This window comes from Terriglobus sp., assembly GCF_965201105.1.
In the GTDB taxonomy this organism is placed as follows: domain Bacteria; phylum Acidobacteriota; class Terriglobia; order Terriglobales; family Acidobacteriaceae; genus Terriglobus.
On record NZ_OZ241741.1, the window covers coordinates 2,633,963 to 2,656,642 of the forward strand.

General features: G+C 62.5%; 23 protein-coding genes. 7 read left to right on the top strand and 16 right to left on the bottom strand.

The window, feature by feature from the left end:
* Positions 1 to 87 precede the first annotated feature (87 nt).
* Both ACOFKT_RS11455 and ACOFKT_RS11460 read left to right on the top strand, forming a co-directional pair.
* A complete protein-coding gene (locus ACOFKT_RS11455) occupies positions 88 to 867 on the top strand; it encodes an alpha/beta fold hydrolase (RefSeq protein WP_419804128.1) in 780 nt (259 codons plus the stop codon).
* A gap of 46 nt (positions 868 to 913) precedes the next feature.
* Positions 914 to 2,572 carry a hypothetical protein gene (locus ACOFKT_RS11460; protein ID WP_419804129.1) on the top strand — a complete coding sequence of 553 codons (1,659 nt, stop codon included), beginning with the start codon at positions 914 to 916 and terminating at the stop codon, positions 2,570 to 2,572.
* Between the two features lie 85 nt (positions 2,573 to 2,657).
* On the opposite strand, the gene ACOFKT_RS11465 is transcribed toward ACOFKT_RS11460, so the two are convergent.
* The 6 genes from ACOFKT_RS11465 to ACOFKT_RS11490 all read right to left on the bottom strand — a co-directional run bounded on the left by ACOFKT_RS11465 (position 2,658) and on the right by ACOFKT_RS11490 (position 9,447).
* Complete coding sequence (locus ACOFKT_RS11465; RefSeq protein WP_419804130.1) at positions 2,658 to 3,863, bottom strand: RtcB family protein; 1,206 nt, start codon at positions 3,861 to 3,863, stop codon at positions 2,658 to 2,660.
* 141 nt (positions 3,864 to 4,004) lie between these two features.
* Positions 4,005 to 4,676 (bottom strand): translation elongation factor Ts, encoded by a 672-nt coding sequence (locus ACOFKT_RS11470; RefSeq protein ID WP_419804131.1) that lies wholly within the window; start codon positions 4,674 to 4,676, stop codon positions 4,005 to 4,007.
* A 595-nt stretch (positions 4,677 to 5,271) separates the two neighbouring features.
* On the bottom strand, positions 5,272 to 6,219 hold the full coding sequence (rpsB, locus tag ACOFKT_RS11475; RefSeq protein ID WP_419804132.1) for a 30S ribosomal protein S2: 948 nt from the start codon (positions 6,217 to 6,219) through the stop codon (positions 5,272 to 5,274).
* Between the two features lie 236 nt (positions 6,220 to 6,455).
* The gene (gene rpsI, locus ACOFKT_RS11480; RefSeq protein WP_419804133.1) at positions 6,456 to 6,851 is read right to left on the bottom strand and encodes a 30S ribosomal protein S9; all 396 of its coding nucleotides are present in this window, start codon (positions 6,849 to 6,851) and stop codon (positions 6,456 to 6,458) included.
* 97 nt (positions 6,852 to 6,948) lie between these two features.
* Complete coding sequence (gene rplM, locus ACOFKT_RS11485; RefSeq protein ID WP_419804134.1) at positions 6,949 to 7,386, bottom strand: 50S ribosomal protein L13; 438 nt, start codon at positions 7,384 to 7,386, stop codon at positions 6,949 to 6,951.
* Between the two features lie 423 nt (positions 7,387 to 7,809).
* On the bottom strand, positions 7,810 to 9,447 hold the full coding sequence (locus ACOFKT_RS11490) for a glycosyl transferase (protein WP_419804135.1): 1,638 nt from the start codon (positions 9,445 to 9,447) through the stop codon (positions 7,810 to 7,812).
* Between the two features lie 235 nt (positions 9,448 to 9,682).
* Between ACOFKT_RS11490 and ACOFKT_RS11495 the strand changes: the two genes are divergently transcribed.
* Both ACOFKT_RS11495 and ACOFKT_RS11500 read left to right on the top strand, forming a co-directional pair.
* Positions 9,683 to 10,948, top strand: a complete 1,266-nt coding sequence (locus ACOFKT_RS11495) for a glycosyltransferase 87 family protein (RefSeq protein ID WP_419804136.1) — start codon at positions 9,683 to 9,685, stop codon at positions 10,946 to 10,948.
* On the top strand, positions 10,945 to 12,105 hold the full coding sequence (locus ACOFKT_RS11500; RefSeq protein WP_419804137.1) for an acyltransferase family protein: 1,161 nt from the start codon (positions 10,945 to 10,947) through the stop codon (positions 12,103 to 12,105). Before ACOFKT_RS11495 ends, ACOFKT_RS11500 begins: the two co-directional genes overlap by 4 nt.
* A 6-nt stretch (positions 12,106 to 12,111) precedes the next feature.
* Here ACOFKT_RS11500 and hisF read toward each other — a convergent pair whose 3' ends face one another.
* The 10 genes from hisF to hisI all read right to left on the bottom strand — a co-directional run bounded on the left by hisF (position 12,112) and on the right by hisI (position 20,539).
* Positions 12,112 to 12,885 carry an imidazole glycerol phosphate synthase subunit HisF gene (hisF, locus tag ACOFKT_RS11505; RefSeq protein WP_419804138.1) on the bottom strand — a complete coding sequence of 258 codons (774 nt, stop codon included), beginning with the start codon at positions 12,883 to 12,885 and terminating at the stop codon, positions 12,112 to 12,114.
* Positions 12,879 to 13,415: a hypothetical protein gene (locus ACOFKT_RS11510; protein ID WP_419804139.1), complete on the bottom strand. Its 537-nt coding sequence runs from the start codon at positions 13,413 to 13,415 to the stop codon at positions 12,879 to 12,881. Before ACOFKT_RS11510 ends, hisF begins: the two co-directional genes overlap by 7 nt.
* Positions 13,415 to 13,948, bottom strand: a complete 534-nt coding sequence (locus ACOFKT_RS11515) for a YcxB family protein (RefSeq protein WP_419804140.1) — start codon at positions 13,946 to 13,948, stop codon at positions 13,415 to 13,417. The genes ACOFKT_RS11510 and ACOFKT_RS11515 overlap by 1 nt, the downstream gene beginning before the upstream one ends.
* Entirely contained in the window at positions 13,949 to 14,557 is a 609-nt protein-coding gene (hisH, locus tag ACOFKT_RS11520) for an imidazole glycerol phosphate synthase subunit HisH (RefSeq protein WP_419804141.1), read from the bottom strand.
* Between the two features lie 274 nt (positions 14,558 to 14,831).
* Complete coding sequence (gene hisB, locus ACOFKT_RS11525; RefSeq protein WP_419807155.1) at positions 14,832 to 15,422, bottom strand: imidazoleglycerol-phosphate dehydratase HisB; 591 nt, start codon at positions 15,420 to 15,422, stop codon at positions 14,832 to 14,834.
* 217 nt (positions 15,423 to 15,639) lie between these two features.
* The gene (locus ACOFKT_RS11530) at positions 15,640 to 16,812 is read right to left on the bottom strand and encodes a pyridoxal phosphate-dependent aminotransferase (protein WP_419804142.1); all 1,173 of its coding nucleotides are present in this window, start codon (positions 16,810 to 16,812) and stop codon (positions 15,640 to 15,642) included.
* The gene (gene hisD / locus ACOFKT_RS11535) at positions 16,809 to 18,080 is read right to left on the bottom strand and encodes a histidinol dehydrogenase (protein WP_419804143.1); all 1,272 of its coding nucleotides are present in this window, start codon (positions 18,078 to 18,080) and stop codon (positions 16,809 to 16,811) included. The genes ACOFKT_RS11530 and hisD overlap by 4 nt, the downstream gene beginning before the upstream one ends.
* A gap of 37 nt (positions 18,081 to 18,117) precedes the next feature.
* Positions 18,118 to 19,164, bottom strand: a complete 1,047-nt coding sequence (locus ACOFKT_RS11540; protein ID WP_419804144.1) for a hypothetical protein — start codon at positions 19,162 to 19,164, stop codon at positions 18,118 to 18,120.
* A gap of 128 nt (positions 19,165 to 19,292) precedes the next feature.
* On the bottom strand, positions 19,293 to 20,165 hold the full coding sequence (gene hisG / locus ACOFKT_RS11545) for an ATP phosphoribosyltransferase (protein WP_419804145.1): 873 nt from the start codon (positions 20,163 to 20,165) through the stop codon (positions 19,293 to 19,295).
* A complete protein-coding gene (hisI, locus tag ACOFKT_RS11550) occupies positions 20,153 to 20,539 on the bottom strand; it encodes a phosphoribosyl-AMP cyclohydrolase (RefSeq protein ID WP_419804146.1) in 387 nt (128 codons plus the stop codon). The genes hisG and hisI overlap by 13 nt, the downstream gene beginning before the upstream one ends.
* A gap of 302 nt (positions 20,540 to 20,841) precedes the next feature.
* On the opposite strand from hisI, the gene ACOFKT_RS11555 reads away from it, so the two are divergent.
* The 3 genes from ACOFKT_RS11555 to ACOFKT_RS11565 all read left to right on the top strand — a co-directional run bounded on the left by ACOFKT_RS11555 (position 20,842) and on the right by ACOFKT_RS11565 (position 22,645).
* On the top strand, positions 20,842 to 21,195 hold the full coding sequence (locus ACOFKT_RS11555) for a ComEA family DNA-binding protein (RefSeq protein ID WP_419804147.1): 354 nt from the start codon (positions 20,842 to 20,844) through the stop codon (positions 21,193 to 21,195).
* 149 nt (positions 21,196 to 21,344) lie between these two features.
* Positions 21,345 to 22,127: a DUF4397 domain-containing protein gene (locus tag ACOFKT_RS11560; protein ID WP_419804148.1), complete on the top strand. Its 783-nt coding sequence runs from the start codon at positions 21,345 to 21,347 to the stop codon at positions 22,125 to 22,127.
* A 191-nt stretch (positions 22,128 to 22,318) separates the two neighbouring features.
* On the top strand, positions 22,319 to 22,645 hold the full coding sequence (locus ACOFKT_RS11565; protein ID WP_419804149.1) for a hypothetical protein: 327 nt from the start codon (positions 22,319 to 22,321) through the stop codon (positions 22,643 to 22,645).
* Positions 22,646 to 22,680: the final 35 nt, after the last annotated feature.

Genomic DNA, 22,680 nt, shown 5'->3' on the forward strand with positions numbered 1-22,680 from the left:
AGTGTGGCCCTGGTCTGAAATCTTTGGCGGTGCGAACACAGCCGCCGTTGCAAGCGGTCGCCCGCGGCCGCACGGCATCACTGTTGCATGCTGCCGTTTCGTGAGTATGGATTGCAGACAGCAGACTCGCCGCAGAAGGGGTCGCCTGTATTTCTGCTGCTCCACTTCTTTGGTGGTTCGCATCGCGAGTGGGACGGTGTGATCTCGCTTTTAGAGGAGCGGCACCGGTTGATCGCGGCAGACATGGCCGGCTTTGGTGAAGCTGCGGCGCTGGTGGGATACAGCGTCTCTGAAATGGCCGCGCGCATCTGCGAATTGGTGCAGTACCTGGCGCCCGCGCAGGTCATTCTGGCCGCTCATTCCATGAGCGGAAAAGCGGCAATGGTCGTGGCTGCGGAGCCGCCGGCGAACCTGGCTGGCGTGGCCCTGGTGGCACCATCGCCTTTGAGCGGCGAACCGATAAGCGATGCCGCGCGTGCGGAAATGCGCGTGGCCAACACGTCGCGTGAGCGCGCCGAGAAGTTCACGCGGGCAGGCTTTGCCCACGCGCCTTCCGATGAACTGCTTGAGATTGCCGTAGCAGATGTGCTGCGCTCGAGCGATGATGCGTTCCACGCCTGGGCGGATCAAGGCACGCGTGAGAACTGGTCCGGGCGCGTGACGGAATTCCGTGTGAAGACGGTGCTGATCGTGGGCGAGAAGGATGCGGCGATCGATCCGGAGTTGCAGAAGCGCGAAACGCTGCCGCTGGTGGAGGCGAGCGGCGGGCGCATGTACTTGCTGCCCGATTGCGCGCACCTGGTGCCCTATGAAGCGCCTGTTCAGCTTTCCAGCATCCTGGAGGGTTTCGCTGCAGAGCTGATCTGACTGCGATGGGTGGGGCGCCGCATGCAGTAAGCTTGACCTACTCGCGATGATGGCTTCGATCCCGCGCACTGCGCCAGGCTCCCGCTCCGTGTGGGCGACGGTAAGCGTAAGCGCCCTGATCACCTATGTGTTGGGTGCACTGTATCTGCTGGCGCGCATTCTGCGGGTGACGCACGGACATTTCACCTATACGCTGGACGATCCTTACATTCACCTGGCCTTATCCGAGCGCATTCGCCATGGCCTGTACGGTCTGAATGCGGGCGAGCCGGCGAGTCCATCTTCCAGCGTGCTGTGGCCTTTTCTGTTCGTCCCGTTTGCGGGAACGCGGCTGATGGTGTTTCTACCACTGATCCTGAATCTGGTCTTCGGATGCGTTGCCGCGTGGTGCCTGGGCGCACTGGTGGATCGCTATGTACACGGAGAGCCGATGGAGCGGCGACAGCGATGGCTGGCGCACCTGCTTGGCGTCCTGCTGGTATTCGCGACAAACCTGCTGGGGCTGACCTTTTTGGGTCTGGAGCAGTTGCTGGAAACGCTGCTGTGCATCGGTTGCGCTTTCCTGCTGATCGCGGCAGCGGAGGAAACTTCCTTGCCGCGGTGGTCGGTCGGCGCGGCGATTCTGCTGCCAATGGTGCGGTATGAGGGCCTGCTCGTCACGTTCGCCGTCGTATTCGCACTGGCATCGCTTCGACGTTGGAGGATAGCTGCTGTTGTGCTGGTGGCATCGTGCCTTCCGGTCCTGCTGTTCAGCGTGTTCCTGCACCACCTGGGGCTTCCAATTCTACCCATGTCCGTGCTGGTGAAACGCGTGATGATTTCGGGCGAAGGCAGCGGTTTGCGGCACCTGGCGTCAGTCGTGAGCGGCGCACTGCAGGCGGCGAAAAACGACTCCGAACATTACACGGTCGTGATGCTGGTGGCGGTCTCCATAGCGACACTGCTGTATGTGTGGCGTAGCCGGCGGTTCATGCCGGTGCTGCTGGCGGTGAGCGGGGTGGCGGTGATTCAACTGCTGTTTGGGCCGTTCGCGTGGTTCTACCGGTATGAGATGTATTGCGTCAGCTTTGTTTTGCCGGTGTTGCTGGCCTGCAGTTTGGGAGGCTGGGGCGCAGAGCGGGACGGCTCCACTGTGGCGGGCGGCAGGCGCACGACGCAGCCGGCGCTGGGCCTGCTGTGCGTGGCTACCGGGGCCATCGTGCTGCACTACCTTCAGGCGTTTACGGGGACACCGAATGCGGCACAATCTGTTTTGCGGGAGCAGGGGCAGTTGGCGCGGCTGACGACCGAGTTCTACCCTGGGCCGGTTGCCGTAAACGATCTGGGCCTGGTGTCGTACCAGCGAACTGCGCAGCAGTATGTGTTGGACCTGGGCGCGTTGGGTTCGCCGGAGGTCTTTCACACACCGTCATCGGAACGGACGCCTGCATGGCTTGACTCCGTTGTGGCAGAGCACCACATCGGCTTGGTCGCCATTTACCCGGAGTGGTTCAAGGCGTTGCCAAAGGATTGGCAGCCTGTCGCAAAGCTGTGCGCGGAAGAGGCGTATTACGGACCTGCTACGCCACGCGTGATGCTGTACGGGACGCCGGATGCGAACGGAGCAGACCTGATGCGCTCCCTGACGCAGTTCAAGGCAACCTTGTCGCCCGGCACCCTGCTGGAACTGCATCCGCAAAACGCGTCGCAAACCTGCAGGCCGTGACGAAGACACGCACAGAAAAGCCCCGGGGTTACACCGGGGCTTTTCTGTCTGTACACCTGCGGCGATACTGATCCGCGCGGCACCATCAATTCTTGGACGGATCGAATTCATTCGCGCCGGCCATCGCAACACCGACCGGCGTGAACGTGTGCAGCACGCGAACGGTGCTGCCCTGCTCCGCGATTACCTCGGGCAATCGCTTGTAGCAGTGCGGCGACTCGTCCAAACCGCCGCCGCGCAGCACCACGTTCGCCTCGCGCAACCAACTTTGCATCATCTGCGGCTTCACCAGGCCCTCGCGTTTGCACACACCGGTCTTGCGATCAAAGACACCCGCCGCCTGCTTGCGGGCCATGACCCGGCCTGCGCCGTGTACGGTGGAGAACATGGCCGCGCGCTGTGCTTCGCGTGTGACATCGTCCACAGTTTCGGGCTTAACGCCCTCCAGGATGACCGACACCTCACCCATGGTGCCGCCGACAAACCCACGCTGCCCGGGAAAGGCCGGCGTGGCACCCTTGCGGCAGACCCAGAGCAGCTTGCCGTCGTGCTCTTCCTGCCAGGCGAAGTTGTGGTGGTTGTGCACCTGCTCAACCACGGGTGCGCCGAGCAGACGCGCGACACGGTCACAGACCCAGTCGCGCCCGGCGTACGCGTATGCGCCGCCCAGTTGCATGGCGGTGATGTACTGCGCGCCAAGGTCGCTGGAAACATCGAGCCAGACCGGATCGACCATCATACAGTCCTTCGCCTCAGCGGCCTTCAGGAACCATGTGGCAATGCCATGACCCAGACCGCGCGAACCGAAGTGAACACCAACCCACACGCGATCCTGCTCGTCGGTGAAGAGGTCGACGTAGTGGTTGCCGCTACCGATGGTTCCAAGCTGCGCTTCGGCCTTGCGCTTCAGCGGAGCCGCTGCTTCCGTGTTCCAGCCGGCGTGACCGTCGCGCTCGAAAAGCGGGTGCGCATTCTCCTCATTGTTCTTGCGGCCAACGCCAAACGACAACGTATTCCAGATGTCGTCCATGATGCGGTGGATGTTGGCGCGCAGTTCCGTGCCGGGCATATCGAGACGCACCGCCTTGTTCCCACAGGCGATGTCGAAGCCGACCGCCGTCGGCGAAATGCGATCCTGCGCCGCGATCACCCCGCCGATGGGTACGCCATAGCCAAGATGGCCATCGGCCATCAGCGCGAAGCGATCCGCACTGCGGGCGCAGACCTTTGCCTGCTCCAGCGTGTTGTCCTCGTGCGTGCCCCAAACGGGAATGTTGTCGATGTATTGCATTGCTCGTGTTCCTTTCTGGCCGCACGCATTTGCGCGTGCGTACCGGGTTGGGTTGGTCCGTCGGCGCTCATCGCGTCCGGAGCAAAAGAAAGAGCCCGGGCTGTAGCCCGGGCTCTTGGATTGGTCGTTAGAGGACGAGGCTTATGCCTGGGCCTCCTCGGCCGGAGCTTCGGGGGTTTTGATCTGGGCGACGGTGGCGTTCGGGTCACCGATCTTGAACCGGGCGAAACGGCGAACAGAGATGTTCTCGCCGAGCTTGCCGACCTTGGTTGCAATGACCTGGGCCACTGTCTGCGACTGTTCCTTGATGAACGGCTGGTCGAGCAGGCACACCTCTTCGAAGTACTTGCCCATCTTGCCTTCCAGCATCTTCTCGATGATGTTAGCGGGCTTGCCGCTGGCGGCCGCCTGGGCGCGGTAGACTTCCTTTTCCTTGTCGATGTCGGCCTGCGTGACTTCCTCGCGGCTGACGTAGCGCGGATCGGCGGCGGCGATGTGCATCGAGATGTCGCGCAGAAGCTCCTGGAAGTCCTCGGTGCGGGCGACAAAGTCGGATTCGCAGTTCAGCTCGAGCAGGACGCCGATCTTGCCGCCGGCGTGAATGTAGGTGCCAACCGCGCCTTCATTCGTGGAGCGCGACGCCTTCTTGGCAGCGGACGCCATGCCGCGCTTGCGGAGGACAACGAAGGCTTCCTCCATGTTGCCCTTGGTTTCTTGCAGTGCTTTGAGGCAGTCGCCCATGGGCGCGCCACTCTTTTCACGCAGCTCCTTTACGAGCTTTGCGTCGATCTTGGTTGCTTCTGCTGTTGCCATGTCTTTACACCTTTCCGTTAATCACTAAGAGGCTCTCGATCCTCGCCTCTGAAATTTTCCACGCTGCCGGTATCTCTTCCAATTGCCCCGGAGCTGTTTTCGAGCGGCTTGTCCACTGGTGACGCACGTACAAAATGGAATCGCCTCTTCCTCCGGATGTCTGCCGTAGTCTCGCCGCAACTTCTAAAGGTGTGGCGAGATATATCCTCGGCACTACATCGTCCGGAGCGTCAGCGAACTGCACAAAACAGAACACTGTCTTAGAGCCGTGTCGCGAAAACCACGTATCAATCGCGCCGTGATAATCCGCTTTCCTTTCCTCAGAAAGCTTTGTGTTAGTCCCCAACTTCCATCTTGGCTTCCTTTGACAGTCCCTTTAAGAAGGAGATCTCCACGCGCGACGATCAGATCGTACTCAGGTTGATTGGCGCCATACTGCACTGACACGTCGAATCCTAGACGGGCAAACTGGGCAGCGGCAAAATCCTCAGCCGCTACGGCACAATTTCTAGAGTTCATTACTATTCCTACTACACACAAAAGCGTGGTCGCCAAAGCAGAGGCGGCCACGCTGGTGTAAACGTCTGCTGCCTGACTAGGCGGTTGCTTCCGCCGTGGCAGCTTCGGGCTCGACCTCGGACTCAGCCACCGTGCCGGTCGAGGGCACGATTGGCTTGATGCCGCCGCCGAGCGCCGCCTCGAGATCGACCGTCTCTTCCTCGGCCTGCTCCTGCTGCGTGGTCGCAAACGGGTTCGACTCCTGGACCTCGCCGCCCTCTTCGTCTTCCAAACCGACGAAGTGTGACTCGGTTTGTATCGGGGTCACATCGGCATATTCGTTCGCGATCGACTTGTCGCCGATCATCTGAACACCCTCGAACGCCGAATCGGCGATTTTGGTGGTGAACAGGCGAATGGCGCGAAGCGCGTCGTCGTTGCCGGGAATCACGTAATCGACCACGGTCGGATCGCAATTCGTATCGACCACGGCGACGACCGGGATGCCGAGCTTCCGGGCCTCGGAAACGGCGATGGCTTCGTTGTTCGAGTCAACGACAAAGATCGCGTCCGGCAGGCGACGCATGTTCTTGATGCCGGCCAGGTTCGTGTTCAGGTGCTTGCGCTCGCGCTCAAGCTTGATCACTTCCTTCTTTGTCATCAGGTCAAAGCGACCGTCCACAGCCATCTCATCGAGCTCGGCCAAGCGCTTGACCGACTTCTGGCAGGTGACCCAATTGGTCAGCAAGCCGCCGAGCCAGCGGGAGTTGATGTACGGCATACCCGCGCGATTGGCCTCTTCGGCGACTGCGTCCTGCGCCTGACGCTTGGTGCCGACAAACAGTATGGTCTTGCCGGTGGAGGTCAGGTCCGTGACAAACTTCGACGCTTCCTTGAACATCTTCAGCGTCTTCTGCAGGTCGATGATGTAAATGCCGTTGCGCTCGCCGAAGATGTACTCCTTCATCTTCGGGTTCCAACGCTTGGTCTGGTGGCCGAAGTGAACGCCGGCTTCCAGCAACTCCTTCATTGTGATCGATGCCATTGCGGCTCCTTTTGTGCGGCATCCTGACGGATCAGGTCAGGATTAGTCCCGTTCGTCTGGGAGATTGAACCCCTAGAGTTTGATACTGTGCAGCGGCTGTCATGCCGTCGAGCCCACCGCAATGGTTTCGATCGCTTCTGAGCGCTCGTGCCGCACAGAAGCGGATCCTTCGTTTCGCTCAGGATGACACCCGTGTAAATGGATGAGCATCCTGAGCGGAGAGACACAGCAGGCGACTAGCGCTTGGAGAACTGGAAGCGCTTACGGGCGCCCTTCTGACCGTACTTCTTACGCTCCTTGATGCGGGCGTCGCGGGTCAGCAGGCCGTCGGCTTTCAGGGTCTTGCGCAGCTCCGGGTTGAACTCGAGCAGGGCGCGGGCAATGCCCATCTTGACCGCGTCGGACTGGGCAGTGACGCCGCCGCCGCGCACGGTCGTGATTACGTCGAACTCACCGGTGACGCCAGCCGTCTCCAGGGTCTTGCGGGCGGCGGCGCGCTGCTGCTCCGTGACAAAATAAACGTTGAGTTCCTTGGTGTTGACGGTGAAATTGCCGCTGCCGGGGCGCAGAAACACGCGCGCGATTGCCGACTTGCGACGGCCCGTTCCGTAGTACTGAACCTGATCTGCCATTCTTTTCCTCCGGGGCGAAAGCCCCGATTCTTGAGCCTGTGAGACGTCGGCTGAACCCACGCCTCTGGTGCGCGCCGCTTCGCAGCGCAAATCCTGACTACACGGCGTCAAACGCGAGCGCCTGCGGCTGCTGCGCGTCGTGCGGGTGCTTATCGCCCTTGTACACCTTTAGCTTGGTCGCCATCTGGCGGCCCAGGCGGCTCTTGGGCAGCATGCCCTTGATCGCCTCTTCCAGAATCGCTTCCGGCTTGCGCGCCAGCAGCTTGGTGAACTCTTCCTCGCGCAGGCCGCCCGGGAACCCGGTGTAGCGGCGGTACACCTTCTGCTGCGACTTCAGGCCGGTCAGATTGATCTTCTCGGCATTGACGATGACGACGTGGTCGCCAGTGTCAATGTACGGGGTGTACTGCGGGTTGTTCTTGCCCGTGAGCACGCGCGCGGCGTTGCTGGCCAGCCGCCCCAGGGTCTGGCCCGTGGCATCGACCACAAACCACTTGCGATTCAGGTTCTTAGAACTCGGCACAAACGTCGACATCGCTCTACTCCACTTCCTGCTACTGCTCAGAATCCGTGCGCGTCACACAACCGTTGCCGGCCATGCCTCTTGGATGGAGACCTGTGCGATTTCCGTCTGTCCACCGTGCGAGCCGCAGCGTACGCCGCAAAGCTGCCCTGAAGGACCGTATCCCGGCGGCCCAACTCTGGCCCGCCCCGGTAATCCCGCATTTCAACCACACCGCCCATGCCACCACCCCAAGCGCGACACAGCACAGGGCAGCAGACACGGGTCTGCGCGAGTCCTCAGAATAACGTCCGTCAGGCGGTGCGTCAACCTATGCACGTGGGCGAATCGGCGGGGACGCCAGGACAGCCCGAACCAGAGCGGCGCATCGCCAATTTTCTGAAATAAGTCTGTGCTATCAAGCCGCTAAACCGGGTGCTCGGATAAAGATTTACGTCAGCCGCGTTTATGGCGGCCCCTGCGCGGTTTCGCGCTCTCCTTCGGGTCCAGGCGGTAAACGATCAGCAGGTTGCGGTCAGGGTCGTCCATGGCGGGGATCTCGCGAACGCGGGTCAGGCGATAGAACTTCGCCAGCGCGTCCATCTTGTCGTCTTCCACGTAGTTCCAGGCGACAAACCAACCGGGTTTGTAGGCGGCGATCCGGTCCTCAAGCTCCATGGTGCCGAAGTCATCACAGATGCTCGGCAGACCGGTCATCAGGGTCAGGTCGCTGCCGGAGATGGAAAGCACGGTGTGGCTGTGCGTGGGGGCGGACTCGACCACCTGCTCAATCTGTTGTGCCGCATTCTGAAAGGTGTACTCAGGGTGACGGATGTAGTGAAGGGTCTGGCGCGCGTCCATCGCGGCCAGCACCAGCAGAGCCGGCGCGAGCACCAGCCCGGTTTGCCAGCGCCATGCCACGGCGTGGTTTACCAGCCGCAGCACAAGCAGTGTGATCGGTACGGCAACGACCAGGTAATACCGCGGCTGCAGGTTAGCGTGGTAAATCAAAAATGCGAAATAGCCGGCGATCCACAGCGCCAGCGTGGGCACGACCGGGTCGCGCCAAACGCGGCGGCGAACGATCGCGAACAGCAGCATCGCGGCCAGCAACACGGCAATGCCGGTGCCCATCCACGTGACGTCGTGAAAGGCACTGCTGATGGTGTCGCGCGCGTTTCCGGCGGTGATGCCGGTGTAGCGGTTGGCAGAAAAGAGGTAGTGAAAATCCTCCAAGTAACGCGGCCGGACCAAAGTAAGGTAATACACGCCCCAAAGAAGCGCCGTGGTGCCGCCTGCCACGGCGAAGGCGCGGGCGACACTGCGAGGGTGCCAACCGCAGGCGCTGGCGAGCATGTACGCGATGGCCGGCACCAGCGCGATAGCGGTAGTTTTGGTGCCGATCATGAGCGCAACGGTGACGCCGATGGCGACCTGAAGCGAGGTCCTTTGCCAACGCCGCGGCTGCATGGCCACACGGCGGGCGAGCAGCAGCGCGTCCAGCATGAGCAGAACCAGCAGCGGCTCCAGCACGGCCATGCGGCTGAAGACATAGAAGTAGGGGCTGACAGCCATCAGCAGAACGGCAGTTGCGGCGCAGAGCGCGACGGAGGGCAGCGGCTGCTCGCGGGCGCTCCGCACTGTGTCGCCGCGCGCTCGTCCGGCGCCACGCAGCAGGGCAAAGCTGCCCAGCAGAATGCCGCCAAAGACCACGACGGTAAGGGTCCGGGCGGCGACAATACCCACGCCGGTAAAGCGGAAGAGGACCGCTTCCAGCAGCGGCCACACGGGCAGCGCCGCGGCGGGGTTGAAGTCACCCGGCAGCTGCCAGGTGCCGCGCAGGTAATGGCGGATCGCGGCGTCGCCGTACCAGCCCTCGTCGGTGTACTTGGCCCAGTCGGACCAAGGGGAGAAATTTGGGAAGTCGGCGCGCAGGTGCAGGAAGCGCAGCGCGAAGAAAATAGCCGCGACAATCAGGATCGAACTCGACGCGACGCGGGACGCCACGCGTGCGAACACGGCATCGCGGCCCGGCATCGTTGCGGGACGGGCACCGTCGATGGAAGCTGCGTCTCGCGAATGGGTGTGCGGCACGCATCCGTTATAGCGCGAACGGCCCACGGCGGACCGCCGCAGGTGTGAGTCGCAACGCGTTTGCCCTTGTGTCCGGTGCTTACCTGGCGAGCGCGCCGCGTCATGGCCTGCTCATCCTGCCCGGGCAACACGCTTGCGGTTACGGCGTTGCGCCACCGATTGCAGGTGCGCCGCCGATGTGCAAACGCGGTACCAAGATCGCCGATGGCCTGCATCGATTCGGTAGAATCGCGTCATGATCACGGCCCAGCACGACGCTTCGTCCCGCCGTGATGAGCGTACACAGCGGGAGCAGCGTGCCCCCGTGTGGCGGGACGCGCTGCTGTGGTGCGCGGTGCTCGCCGGGTTGGTGTCCTGCGTTGCCGGCGTGTTGCACGCGGTGCCCCGCTCGCAGGATTTTCAATGGTCGGGCGAGCGCCTCCTGCTGCAGCACGTGGATCCATGGCGAGACTACCTGCTGGGGGATCCCGCGCATGGATTACTCGCCACCCAAGTGCCCAACTATCTGCCGATTCTGTATGTGCTGCTGGTGCCGTTCGGGTTTATGTCCGCGCATGGGGCAAACCTTGCGTGGGCACTGTGCAACGCACTGTTCGCGGTCGTGAGTGCGCTGTTGGCGGCACGCTTCTACGGCTTCCGGTCATGGCGCAGCATGCTCGGCATAACGGCTGCGACGCTGGCCGCGGTACCCACGCGGGTCACGATTAGCAACGGGCAGCAGGGCCTGTTGGTGCTGCTGCTATGGAGTTTGGCGCTCCTCCACGCCGGCCCCACAAATGCGCGGCGTGCGGCGCTGGCGGGCGTCTCATTCTTCAAGTACAGCTTTGCGCCGGCGTTGGCGCTTTACCTGCTGCTGCGCGATGGACTGCGGCGCGGTCTCTATGTGCTGCTTTGGTCGCTGCTGCCTGCAATAGCGTCTACCGTGCTGGTCTGGTCCTGGATCACAGGCATGCACGACGCGCGCCATCTGCTGGCATTGTTCACGGAGCCGCTTGCCGTGACACGTGTGGGCTACCAGCCAACAGGCGACCCCGGGCAGACGTTCATGGACCTGTTTGAGTTCCTGCTGGGTGGCGGCCCGGTGGCCACGCCGCGGCTCACCCTGGCCAGCCTGCTGGTTGCCGTGGCGATAACGCTGGCCGTGCTGCTGCTTGCGATGCGGAGGCCGCAGGCGAATGGCGAGGCCGCCGAGACAGATCGCACGGGCTGGCTTGCCGCGCTCACCGCGACGTTGAGCTTCGTGTTGTACAAGCACCATCCCTACGACGAAGTGGTCTTCCTGTTTCCGCTCTGCTATGCGTTGCGGCACTGGCGTCGGCCGGCAGCCATGGCGGCGATTTTCCTAATTTGCTACTGCTGGTACGTGCAGCCGATGGTCGATCTCCAGATCCGGTTTTCGCTGAGCTGGTGCGTGGCGCGGATGTCCATTCTGCTGGCGCTGATCGTCTGCGTGTATCGGAGTACAGAGCCGGCGCCCACAGAAGCAAAGGCGGCCTGGTGACGCAGCCGGCGGCGCTGTACGCCATACACCAGACTGCGGCGGCCGAAAAGCCAGACAGCAGAAGGCAGCGGCTGCCGGAGAGCGCGTCGCTGCTGCTGGATGTGATCCGGTTCAGCCTGGCGCTGCTGGTCGTAATCGGACACGCCACGCTGCCGTGGTTTTCATCCGGGTGGCCACCGCTGCTGGGTTGGGCCGACATTGCGGTGCCCGGCTTCTTCGTACTTTCGGGCTTCATGATTCGCTACGTGACCGAGGACCGCGAGCGCGACCCGCGACGCTACTTCATCAGCCGCGCGTCGCGCATGTACTCGGTGCTGCTGCCCGCAATCGTGCTGACGCTGGTGTGCCGAGGCGTCGTGGCGTGGCGCGCTCCACAGTACGCCGCAGGCCTCTTCCCTGCCGAGGGCGCGGCTTTCCTTGCTGGTCATGTCGCGGCACACCTGCTTTTCTTCTCGCAGTTCTGGGACCATGCGGTGCTGCTGGCACCGAATCTGCCACTTTGGTCGCTCGGCTACGAGGTGCCGTACTACGTGTTCTTTGGGCTGCTTGCGTTGTGCCGCGGTCCCTGGCGCTGGGCTGCGGCGGCGCTCTACGCGGCTCTGCTGGGACCACAGGTGTTGTTTCTGGCGCCATTGTGGTGGTCAGGATGCTGGCTCTACGACCTTTGGCAGTGGCTCCGGCGGGATCGGTTGTGGGAAGTCTGGGCCGCGGTCGCGTGCCTGATTGCGCTGGTGCTGCTGCTTGCGCCGCTGGGTGGCGCGGCCCTGTGGATTCGTTTCGCGCATCTGCGAAATCCGCTGCTGTGGATCCACCAGCCTCCCGCGCGCGCGACCATGCTGGCGTACGCCTCAGGCTTGGTGTCGTGGACGGCGATGTTGCTGGGGCTGTGTGTTTCCGACCATGTGCGCCTGTCAAAACAGGCACGCTGGGCGCGGCCGGTGCGGCGCATGGCCGAGGGCACCTTCGCGCTGTACCTGTTCCACTATCCCCTGCTCTGCTTGATTGTGCCCGCCAACGGCCAGCCGTTGCGGACTGGCTGGGCCACTCTCCTCGCGGTGACCGCGATCGTGATGTTCTGTGTGCTTCTATCCACGCCGATCGATGCGTTCAAGACCTGGATGCGGCGACGCCTGACCGCGCAGTTTGCGGCACGCTGACCCGCGTTACAGGCGGACGGGGACGCCGGCGGCTTGCAACTCGCGTTTGAGCGCCCACGAATCGGTGATGCCGAAGTGAAAGATGCTGGCGGCGAGCGCGGCATCGGCTTTGCCGCGGCCGAACACGTCAGCAAAGTGCTGTGCATTGCCGGCGCCCCCGGAAGCAATCACGGGGATCTGTACCGCTTCGGAGACACGCGCGGTGAGCTCGTCATCGAAGCCGGCGCGGGTGCCGTCGGCATCCATGCTGGTCAGCAGGATTTCGCCGGCACCGCGCTGTTCCGCCTCACGCGCCCAATCCACCACACGGCGTCCGGTGGGCTTGCGGCCGCCGGAGACGTACACCTCGGCGTCCGCGACCGGGTCGGCTGCGTGGGTGCTGCGGCGCGCGTCAATGGCCACGATCACTGCCTGTGCCCCGAAGGAGTTACCGATCTCGCCAATCAGCTCGGGCCGCGCAATCGCGCTGGAGTTGATGCTGACTTTGTCAGCGCCCGCGTCGAAGACCGCCGCCGCGTCCCCGGCGCTGCGGATGCCGCCGCCGACGGTGAACGGAATAAACAGCTGCGCGGCCGTGCGCTTGACCGTATCGATCAGCGTGCCGCGCCCCTCGTGCGTGGCAGTGATGTCGAGCAGAACGATCTCGTCCGCGCCCGCGGCTGCGTGCCGATGCGCAAGCTCGGCGGGGTCGCCTGCGTCGACGATGTCGACGAACTGAATGCCCTTTACAACACGCCCACCACGCACGTCCAGGCAGGCGATGACGCGTTTCGTCAGCACTTGCGCTCTCCCATTTTTGCCTTTACCTCATCGCAGAGCACGGCCCACTCGGCATCGGAACGGGCGCCCCGCGGAAACGCGATGTAGTCGACGCGGCTCATGTAGATCAGCAGCAGCTTTTCGCTACAGGTCGCACGGCAAAAGCTGATCCACGCCAACGCGCTGGAGCCGAACTCCTTTAGATCCGACGTCACACCCCTATCTGACAGCGTGACCGTCTGCTCCACATGCTGCAGCGCTCCCGGCCGGCGCCGCCGCACGGCGCGTCGACGTCGGATTCCGCGAATGCAAGGCAGCAATAGGGCGTAAACGCCGAAGATGGCGCAACCGATCCAAAGCAGCTCCGCATTGCTCCGGTCGCCCCCCGCCTGGAGCAGCGCGGCGGACGCACCAAAGCAAACCGTCAGGAGCGGGAAGCCCCATTGGATGACGCGCCGTCTCCAGAGGCGCGCAGGGTGATCGCGAAACACTTGTCGCTCCAGCACGCGGTGCATCGCCTCGTCGTATACATAGGCTGATTCATAATGCATTAGCGCTTCGCCTTGCGTGGAAGTGCAAGCGCACGTAGCCGCGCCCACTCCGGTTCACTCATAGCTCGCTTCGGAATAAACAGAAACAGCTTTGGCCGCACGTACACCAGCGCCATTCGATCGTCCTCGGCAAAATCCTCGATCGCGGTCCAGTAGAACCGGCCTTCACTCTCGCCTGGCCGGGCACCGATGATTATCGATTCATCGAACTGCACCGTCACCGGCTTACCGCGGTATTTCTTCGGCTGCGCCTGGTTCCAAAGTTTTCGGCGCTGCCACCACCGCGCAAAAGCAAGCAATGCGGCCACGTAAAGTGCAAAGCCCGCTCCAACGATCTCGCCGCCGCCCACCGTTCGCGAATGCAAATGCCAGCGCACCGCAACAGTCAACACGTAAAGCACGCACCCGACCGGCACGGCGGCGTACCAGAACCAGTAATTCACCGCCGCCCACGGCCTGTTCTTGCGGTGCACTCGCTGCGCATCCGCAAAGTCGCGCTTGGTCGCTGTGTACTCGTGTATCGGCGTATCCACTTACATCTCCACAAAATTGCGCAGGATTTGAAGACCGGTGTCGCCGGACTTTTCTGGATGAAACTGCACGCCCATCACGTTGTCGCGCTCCACCGCTGCGGTGAACGCGCCGCCGTAGAAGGTGGTCGCGGCGGTGTCGGCGTCCACGGGCGCGCGCCACGAATGCGTGTAGTACACATAGCTGCCGGGCGCGATGTTCTGGAGCAGTTTGCTGTTGGGATGGATGTTCTCCAGAGAGTTCCAACCGACGTGCGGCGACTTTAGATCCGCACCTTCAAACGTAGCTGGAAAGCGCTCACACCGGCCACCGTAATGGCATAACCCGTCGGTAGAGTCGGCCTCGGTCGAGCCCTCGTACAACCACTGCAAACCAACACAAATGCCGAGGAATGGAACGCCGCGCGCGATGGCGTCGCGGGTGGCCTCAGTGAGCTGTAGATCGTGCAGCAGTTGCGTTGCGCGGAAGTGACCCACGCCAGGAAGGACAATCTTGGTCGCGTCGCACACATCGTCCGGCGACTGCGTTACATGCGTCTGCGCGCCAAGATAATTCAGCGCCTTGACGACGCTGGTGAGATTGCCCGCTTTGTAGTCGATGACCTGGATCATAACGACGCTCCCGCTATCAGAAACCAAAACGCACAGAGTAGACAGGCTGCAATCGAGCCGGTTCGCTGCCAGCGCCATCCGAACAAAAGCAGCGGAACAGCTGTGCCCGACGTCGCTACTCCGAACATTGTGTAAGGAACGCCCTCATAGAACTGGCCCATGTAATCCCTCGCATGCATCGGCCTGACGTACACCCATAGCAGGTCTGCAAGGGATAGCACCAAGCTAACGAAACCAAGTAAGAACAAAGCGCGACGTGATTTAACCTTCCACGTCACAGCAGCCCTTTCGTACTCGGCAGCAAATCTTTCATGCGTTCGTCGCGGCTGACCGCACCGCGCAACGCTCGCGCAAATGCCTTGAAGATCGCTTCAATTTTGTGGTGGTTGCTGCGGCCGTACATGGTCTTCACATGAACGTTGCACCGGCCGCCGCGGGCGAAGCCGTCGAAGAAGTCGGTGACGAGTTCGGTTTGGAAATCGCCGACCAGCGGCACGTTGACCTGGTCATCGACGACGTACCCGGTACGCCCCGACAAGTCGATGGCGGCGACCGCCAGCGTCTCATCCATCGCCATCACGAAGTAGCCGGCGCGAAGGATTCCTTTCTTATCGCCAAGCGCCTTGTCCACCGCTTCGCCGAGCGCGATGCCCACATCTTCCACGGTGTGGTGCTGATCGACGTCCAAGTCGCCATCGCAATGCAGGTCCATGTCGAAGCCGCCATGACGCGTGAACAACTCCAGCATGTGATCGAAGAAGCGTATGCCGGTGCGGACGTTGTAAGTGCCCTGCCCGTCGAGGTTGAGGGTGAGCTTGATTTTTGTCTCCGTGGTGTTGCGATCGATCGTGGCCGTACGTTCCACCCCTTCCTTGTCATTTCGACCGGAGGCGGCGCTCTTTGCCGCCGCAGTGGAGAAACCTGCATCGCTTTCCTGCGGCAACAGCGATCCGCCCATGCCCAGTGCAGATTCGCCGCTCACAACTGCGTGCGGCGAGATGTGCAGGTCGCCCGCGTTGGTCGTGATCTCTTCCTGGCGCGCCGGGTCGAAGCGTGCGTCACCTTCCAGCGCGTTTTCGTGCTCACTCATACTCACGTTCCTCTTTCGGTGTTGTTTCAGGCGCGTCGACCTCAACCGGCATCCAGCCGATAGCGGCAAGCGAATCGCGTAAGACGGCGATGGCGGTGTCGACCTGGTCCTCAACGCCGACGGTAATGCGCACGCAGCCTGCAAGGCCGGGGTCGCTGGAGCGGTCGCGCAGCAGAACGCCTCGCGCTCGCGCTGCCGCCACGAACTCCTTGTGCTTCGGACCGATGTGCATCAGAACAAAGTTCGCATGGCTCGGCCATCGTGGAACGCGCATGTGGTCCAGCGCCTTCTCGATGCGCGCCCGGCCGTTGCGAATCTGCTCGACGTACCAATCGATGTACTCGGTATCGCCGACACACGCCTCCACCGCACGCAGCGCGACACCGTTCACGTTGTACGGCGAGCAAGCCTTTCGCATGTGCTGCATCAGCTCCGCCGGTCCGGCAAGCAGACCGACGCGCAGGTTGGCGAGCCCATAGGCCTTTGAGAAAGTGCGCGCGACGATCATGTTGCGCGGCACATCTGCAGGCGCGACATCACAGAGGTCATGCATCACGGTCTCGCCGAAGAAGTGGAAGTACGCTTCGTCGACCATCACGACGGCGTGCGGCGCGGCGTGCGCGATGGCGTGAACCTGCTCGCGCGAGATAACCGTTCCCGTCGGATTGTTGGGGGAACAAAGAATGATCAGCTTCGTCTTGGGCGTGATGCCGGCGAGTACGCGCTCAAAGGGAAACTCGAGCGTTTCATCCATCTGCACGCGCTTCACGACGGAGCCCATGGCGGTCGCATTCACGTCGTACATGAAGAAGCTGGGCACGGCAAAAAGCGTTTCGTCGCCTTCCTCAAGAAAGGTGAAGCAAACAATATGGATCGCTTCATCGACCGCGTTCGTCAGCAGCACCTGTTCCGGCTTCAAGCCGAGCTGTGCTGCAACGACAGCTTCCACCGGCGCACGCTCTGGATAAATGGTGAACGACTCCAGCGTGAGCTTGCCGAGCGCTTCGCGAACACGCGGCGATGGCGCATGCGTGTTCTCGTTGAAGTCGAGTCGCAGCGCAGTACGACCGGCCAGCGGTGGGTGGTACTCCGGCATGGCCCGAATGGCGCGCCGCGGCTGGATCGTCGTCACCGGTGATCTTGTTTCGTCCAGAAGCGCGCTCATCGCTTGCCGCCTTTCATGCGTACCCGAACACTCCCAGCATGCGCGGTCAGGCCCTCCGCCATGGCCAGAGCAATCGCCTTCGGCCCAAGCGTCTGCAGGCCCGCGGCGGTATAGTCCTGCACCGTGATCACCTTCAGAAAATCGGTAACGGCCAGGCCGCCACGCACGCGGCCCACGCGGCCCGTGGGCAGCACGTGGTTCGGTCCGCTGATGTAGTCGCCCATGCTTTGCGGTGCAAAGTTGCCGACAAACACAGAGCCCGCGTTGCGCACCCAAAGCAGATCGCTCGGCGCATCCACGGTCAGGTGCTCGGGCGCCAGGCGATTCGTGATGGCGTGCGTTTCTTCAACCGACCCACACAGAAAGACGGTACCGCGCGCATTGAGCGAAACCTTCGCGAGCGCGTTGTGCTTCGCCTGCGACTTTGCAAGACCGGCCACTTGTTTCGCCAGCTTCTCGTTTGCCGTAACCAACACGGCGAGCGTCTCGGGATCATGCTCGGCTTGCGCGACCAGGTCTGCAGCGATGCCCTCCGCGCTTCCCTTCTCGCTGGTTACAACGATCTCCGTCGGACCCGCTGGCATGTCGATGCCACACTCGGTGGACGCAATCACCTTTGCCGCGGTCACATACAGATTGCCGGGGCCGACGATCTTATCCACTGGCCGGATCGACTCCGTGCCGTAGGCCAGCGCGGCAACGGCCTGCGCTCCTCCGAGGCGGTACATCTCCGTAACGCCCGCCAGGTGCGCAGCCGCAAGCGTCTCTCGCGCCGGTTTGGGGCTCACCACAACGATGCGTGTGACACCCGCAACCTGCGCCGGAATCGTTGTCATCAGCAGTGTGCTGGGCAACGGAAACCGCCCACCCGGCACATAGCAGCCCACCGACTCCAGCGGCCGCACAATCTGCCCCACGGTCACGCCAGGCGTGTTCTCGGTGAACCACTCGTCCGGCTTCTGTTGCTCGGCGAAGCGGCGAATGTTTTCCGCCGCAGTCCGCATCGCATCCTGCAGCTCGAGCGTTGTCGCGTCCCAGGCTGCGCGCATCTCGTCCGGCGAAACGCGCAGCGCCTGTTTCGGCTGCAGACCGTCGAACTTCTCCGCGAGCTTTCGCAGCCCACGGTCGCCGTCCTTGCGAACGGCCTGCATAATCTTGCGAACGATCGGTTCTACCTCCGCCGTCTTGACCGCGCCACATCGCTCCAGCTGCTTCAGCAGAGCTTCGGCGGTATTCGCATTGCGGCCGGTCGTTCTTACAATCTTCATAAAATTTCGCTTCCTTCCCAGCTTGTCATGGCTGCGGTCATGCCTGCGTTCCGGGTGTGCTCGCGGCTTCCGCCGCCCACTGCGCCAGCTGCTTGCGCGCCAGCGACGGGTCACCCCATCCAAGCGCGATGCTGTCGATGACATAGGTGAGCCGGTCGTACGGGTCATAGCGCACGGGTATCGTCGCGCCCACCTGCGAGATGGCCGCCGCCTTTTCCGGTGTGCTTACGCCGATGCCTACCTTGCCCTCGTATGCGGGGCTGCCATCTGCGGGCAACACCTGCATCTCCAGTTCCCACTTCGACACACCGTGACTCGCGTACTGGGGTGAAATCGGCAGCTGCGTCGCACTCAGGATCGTGCCCATGCCCTTGGCGCCGCCGAAGAGCAAGGCATCAGCCAGAACCACACCATCGGTGCGGTTGCCGGAGTTCGGCAGCTTCTGTCCGCCGCTGTAACTGAGCGGCATGATGTAGCCGGTACGCGGCGGGTCCTCGCCGTCCGTGACCAGGTACACGCGGTCGCCCACCGCGTAGGGACGGCCCTCCGGAAAGCTCTGCGTGCAGAACACAGGCGAGGGCGGCTGGCCAACACGAACCACGCTGATCTGGTAGCTTTCGTTACCGTCGGCAACGGGCGTGATCGCGGTAATGTCACCCACCTGCGGCTTGTCTTGGCGCATGTTCGCGGGAACAGCCGCAGCCGTACGAATGAGCTGTGCCGTGCGGTCGTCCGGGCGGCTCAACGCGCTTTGGTTCGCCAGAAAAGCCTCACCCGCATCCTTGGGGTTAATCACGACGGCAAGCTGCTGGCCTACGCTGGGTACCGAGCCAACCGGAAACACCTGCTTCAGCGTGGCCTGACCGCTCGCGCCATTCGCGTCCTGCACGTCCAGCACCACGCGCAGTTGCGGCTGGTAATTCTCATAGATGCCGGTTTGGGTAATGGAACGGACGGTGCCGATCATCACCTTTCCCTGACGTTCGGCCTTCTGTTTCCGGACCGCCCGCAGGATGACGGGGACAAAGATCAATGCCAGAACTCCGATCGGCAACACAAAAAAGAGCATTCCCTGCATTCCCATAACAATTTCCTTGCGTCAAAGCGCGCCGTTCGTAACTTCACAAGTACGGATGGACCTTGCCCGCTCGAAGTTGGATGGCTCGCTCACAGCACCTGCTGCCACTCACGACCCCCGCCATCCACTCTCGCTTAAAGCACGACCTTGCTCAACGGATACTCCACAATGCCGCTGCCGCCAGCAGCCTTGAGCTTGGGGATCACATCGCGGACCACGGTTTCGTCCAGGATCGTGTTGACCGCGACCCACTGCTCATCTTTCAGCTGCGACACCGTGGGTGACGAGAGGGCGGGAAGGATCGCCAGCACCTGCTCCAGGCTCGCCCTGGGCACGTTCAGCATCAGGCCAACCTGGCTCATCGCATTGATTGCCCCGTTCAGCATCATGGCCAGGTTGCCGATCTTTTCGCGCTTCCACGCATCGGCATAGGCCGCTTTGTTAGCGATTAACTGGGTCTCGCTTTCCATCAGCGTCTCGATGATGCGCAAACGATTCGCACGCAGCGAAGATCCAGTCTCGGTCACCTCAACGATCGCATCAGCGAGCATCGGCGGCTTCACCTCCGTTGCACCCCAGCTGAACTCCACCCTCACGTTGATCTGCTTCCCCGCGAAGTAGCGTTTGGTGTACTCCACCAGCTCCGTCGCGATGATCTTGCCTTCCAGGTCTTCGGGCCGTTGGTAAGGCGAATCTTCCGGCACGGCAAGCACCCACTTCACGCTCTGCCGCGACTGCTTGGAGTAGGTCAGCGAGGTCACACGCTCCACGTCGGCCAGGTTTTCAAGCACCCAGTCGTTGCCGGTCAGGCCTGCGTCCAGCGCGCCATGCTCCACGTAGCGCGCCATCTCCTGCGCGCGGACCAGCATGCACTCAATCTCCTCGTCGTTGATGGCCGGGAAGTATGAGCGGCCGTTCGCCAGGATCTGCCATCCTGCCCGCGCGAACAGGGCGATTGTGGCGTCCTGCAAGCTGCCTTTGGGAATACCGAGCTTCAGCTTTGCCATGACCGTCCCTCTCCGTTCGCCATCGCAATCGGCTTGGTAAAACAACTGACCGTGCCTTCATGGCAGACCAGGCCGTCACCTTCGACCTCCACCCGGAAGAGCAGGGCGTCCGAATCGCAATCCGTCGCCGCGGAGACGATGCGCAGCCGGTTGCCGCTGGTTTCGCCCTTCATCCAAAGCTTGTTGCGCGACCGCGACCAGAACGTGACAAAGCCGGTATCCCGCGTCCTTGCATAGCTTTCCTCATTAAGAAAGCCGAGCATCAGCACCTCGCCCGTGGTGGCGTCCTGCACAATGCCGGCAACCAGGCCGCCCGCCTTGTTGAAGTCGATCGTTGCCGGTTCCGTCATGGGTTCCAACGCTACTGTCTGCATGCTTTCCTTCCCTGCCTTGCCGTTCTCGTCCAAACACAACAAAGCCCGCGTGCGTTGTGCGCATCAGCGGGCCGGTTCGTTACAACCTGTGAGCTTCGTTACGCCGAAACCCACACCGCGGCCGCTCGCGCACTGTGCGCGTGGTGGGAATGGCCGTGATGATGGTGGCGGTTCATTGCTCTGCTTAGAAGCTAACGGCGGGTCTGCGGGTTGTCAACGCGGCCGCGCTCTCTTCAGAAATTGCTTGCACGCGCCAGCGCGGCACGCTAGCGTGGTTCGCGTTGCTCTTGGAGGTCTTTCTCGTGTCCATTCGCCGTGTTCTCGCCGTCGCAGGTTTATTGGTTTCGTTCAGCGGAGCTGCCTTGCTGCCCGCGCAGACAAAGGCGCTTTCGCCTGCCGCACCCAGCACCAAATCGGTCACCGCCGCATCCGCGGCAACAGGTCAGCCGATCGACCTGAACACGGCAACGCCCGACCAGTTAAAGGCCTTGCCCGGAATCGGCGACGCCTTCGCGAAGCGCATTATCGACGGCCGCCCATACACCATGAAGAACCAGTTGACCCAGCGCGGCATTCTGCCACAGGCAACCTACGACAAGATCAAGGACTCCGTGGTCGCCAGGCGTCAAGCCACGGCCGTCGCAACCAAGAAGTAACGGCCGAGCCATCAAAGCCAAAGTGGGGATGCCACAAAAGCGGCATGCCGGGGCGGCCTTTTTGTGAACACCCGCTCCGGCCTATCCGTTAGAGTGAATGCAGCGCTGTTGCTTCTGCCAACAGGAACAGCCGCGCACGCCACACCCTGATGACACTGCCCAGTCCACTCGCCAAGCTGTCCGGCGGCATGCGCCTTCTCTTATCGGCGTGCTTGCTTTGCCCGCTCACCCTCGCGCTGGCGGGGTGCGGCCAGGTGAACGGCTCCACGCAGACGCAGTATGCGCAGTTGCGGGTCATCGACGCCTCCACAACCGCCGGCGGCCTGGACGTGCAGGTGGGTTCCAGCGTTCTGGCGTACAACATCGGGTTCGGCAGCGTGGTGAACTATACCCCCGTGCTGCCGGGCACCTACACAATCAGCGCGAACCAGGCAGGCACAAAAACAGCGATTAGCTCGGTACGTGGATCGCTGGCTGCACCGACCGAGTACACGCTGCTCATCGGCACCACCTCCGGCGGCACGCAGGCGCAGCTGCTGACCGATCAAAGCCAGCCCGCGCCAGGCACACAGTCGCTGATCCGCATCCTGGACCAGGCGACGCTGATCGGCGCGGTGGACATTTACTTCATCCCGCAGGGTGGCTCCTTGCTCACCACCAAACCGGTGGCCACGGCTGTGAACCTGAATGACATCCGCACCGGGGTCACCGTGCCGACAAACACGTACCAGATCGTGATCCTGCCCGCCGGCACCGTGCCTGTCGCGGCCACCGCGACCACGCCCGCAACGGTTGCGCTGTATACCAGCGCAGCCACGGCTTTCCCAGCCGGCAGCGCGCGCACGCTGGTCCTGCTCGACACCCAGGTGACGTCCACACCCCCGGCGCAGGTCATCATCGTTAGCGATTACGACTCGCCGTACGTGACCTAGGCAAAGCCCCGGCAAGGTACACCCCTTGTAGCCGCGCATGGTGCTGCTTCCGCAGCAGACCTGCCCATTCGGAAGTGGGAACCCAAATATCGCCGCCTCCCAGATGGCAACGACTTCGCGCGCAACCTCGTGCCCGGTCATGGGTCTAGACCAAATGTAAGCGGCAAAAGCCGCACGAAAGAGGAACTCGTATGAAGATTGCAACCTTCGCCGCAGCCGCCGTCCTTCTGGTTTCCACTGCCGCCTTTGCGCAGTATCCCGAATCGAACGGGCAGATTCAGACCCGCAAGTACGACCAGCAGCAGCGCATTCATCAGGGCGTCGCCAGCGGCGAGCTCACACCCCATGAGGCTCACCATCTGGAGCGTCGGGAGCATGCCTTGAACCACGAGGAGCGCAACATGCGCGCGGCTAATGGTGGATACCTCACCCGCCGCAACCGCCGCGTTCTGCACGGGCAGCAGAACAGGGACTCCCGCCGCATTTACCGCCAGAAGCACGACGGCCAGGTCTACTAATCCCCTCCTCCATGTCACGGGGCTGCTTCGGAGGG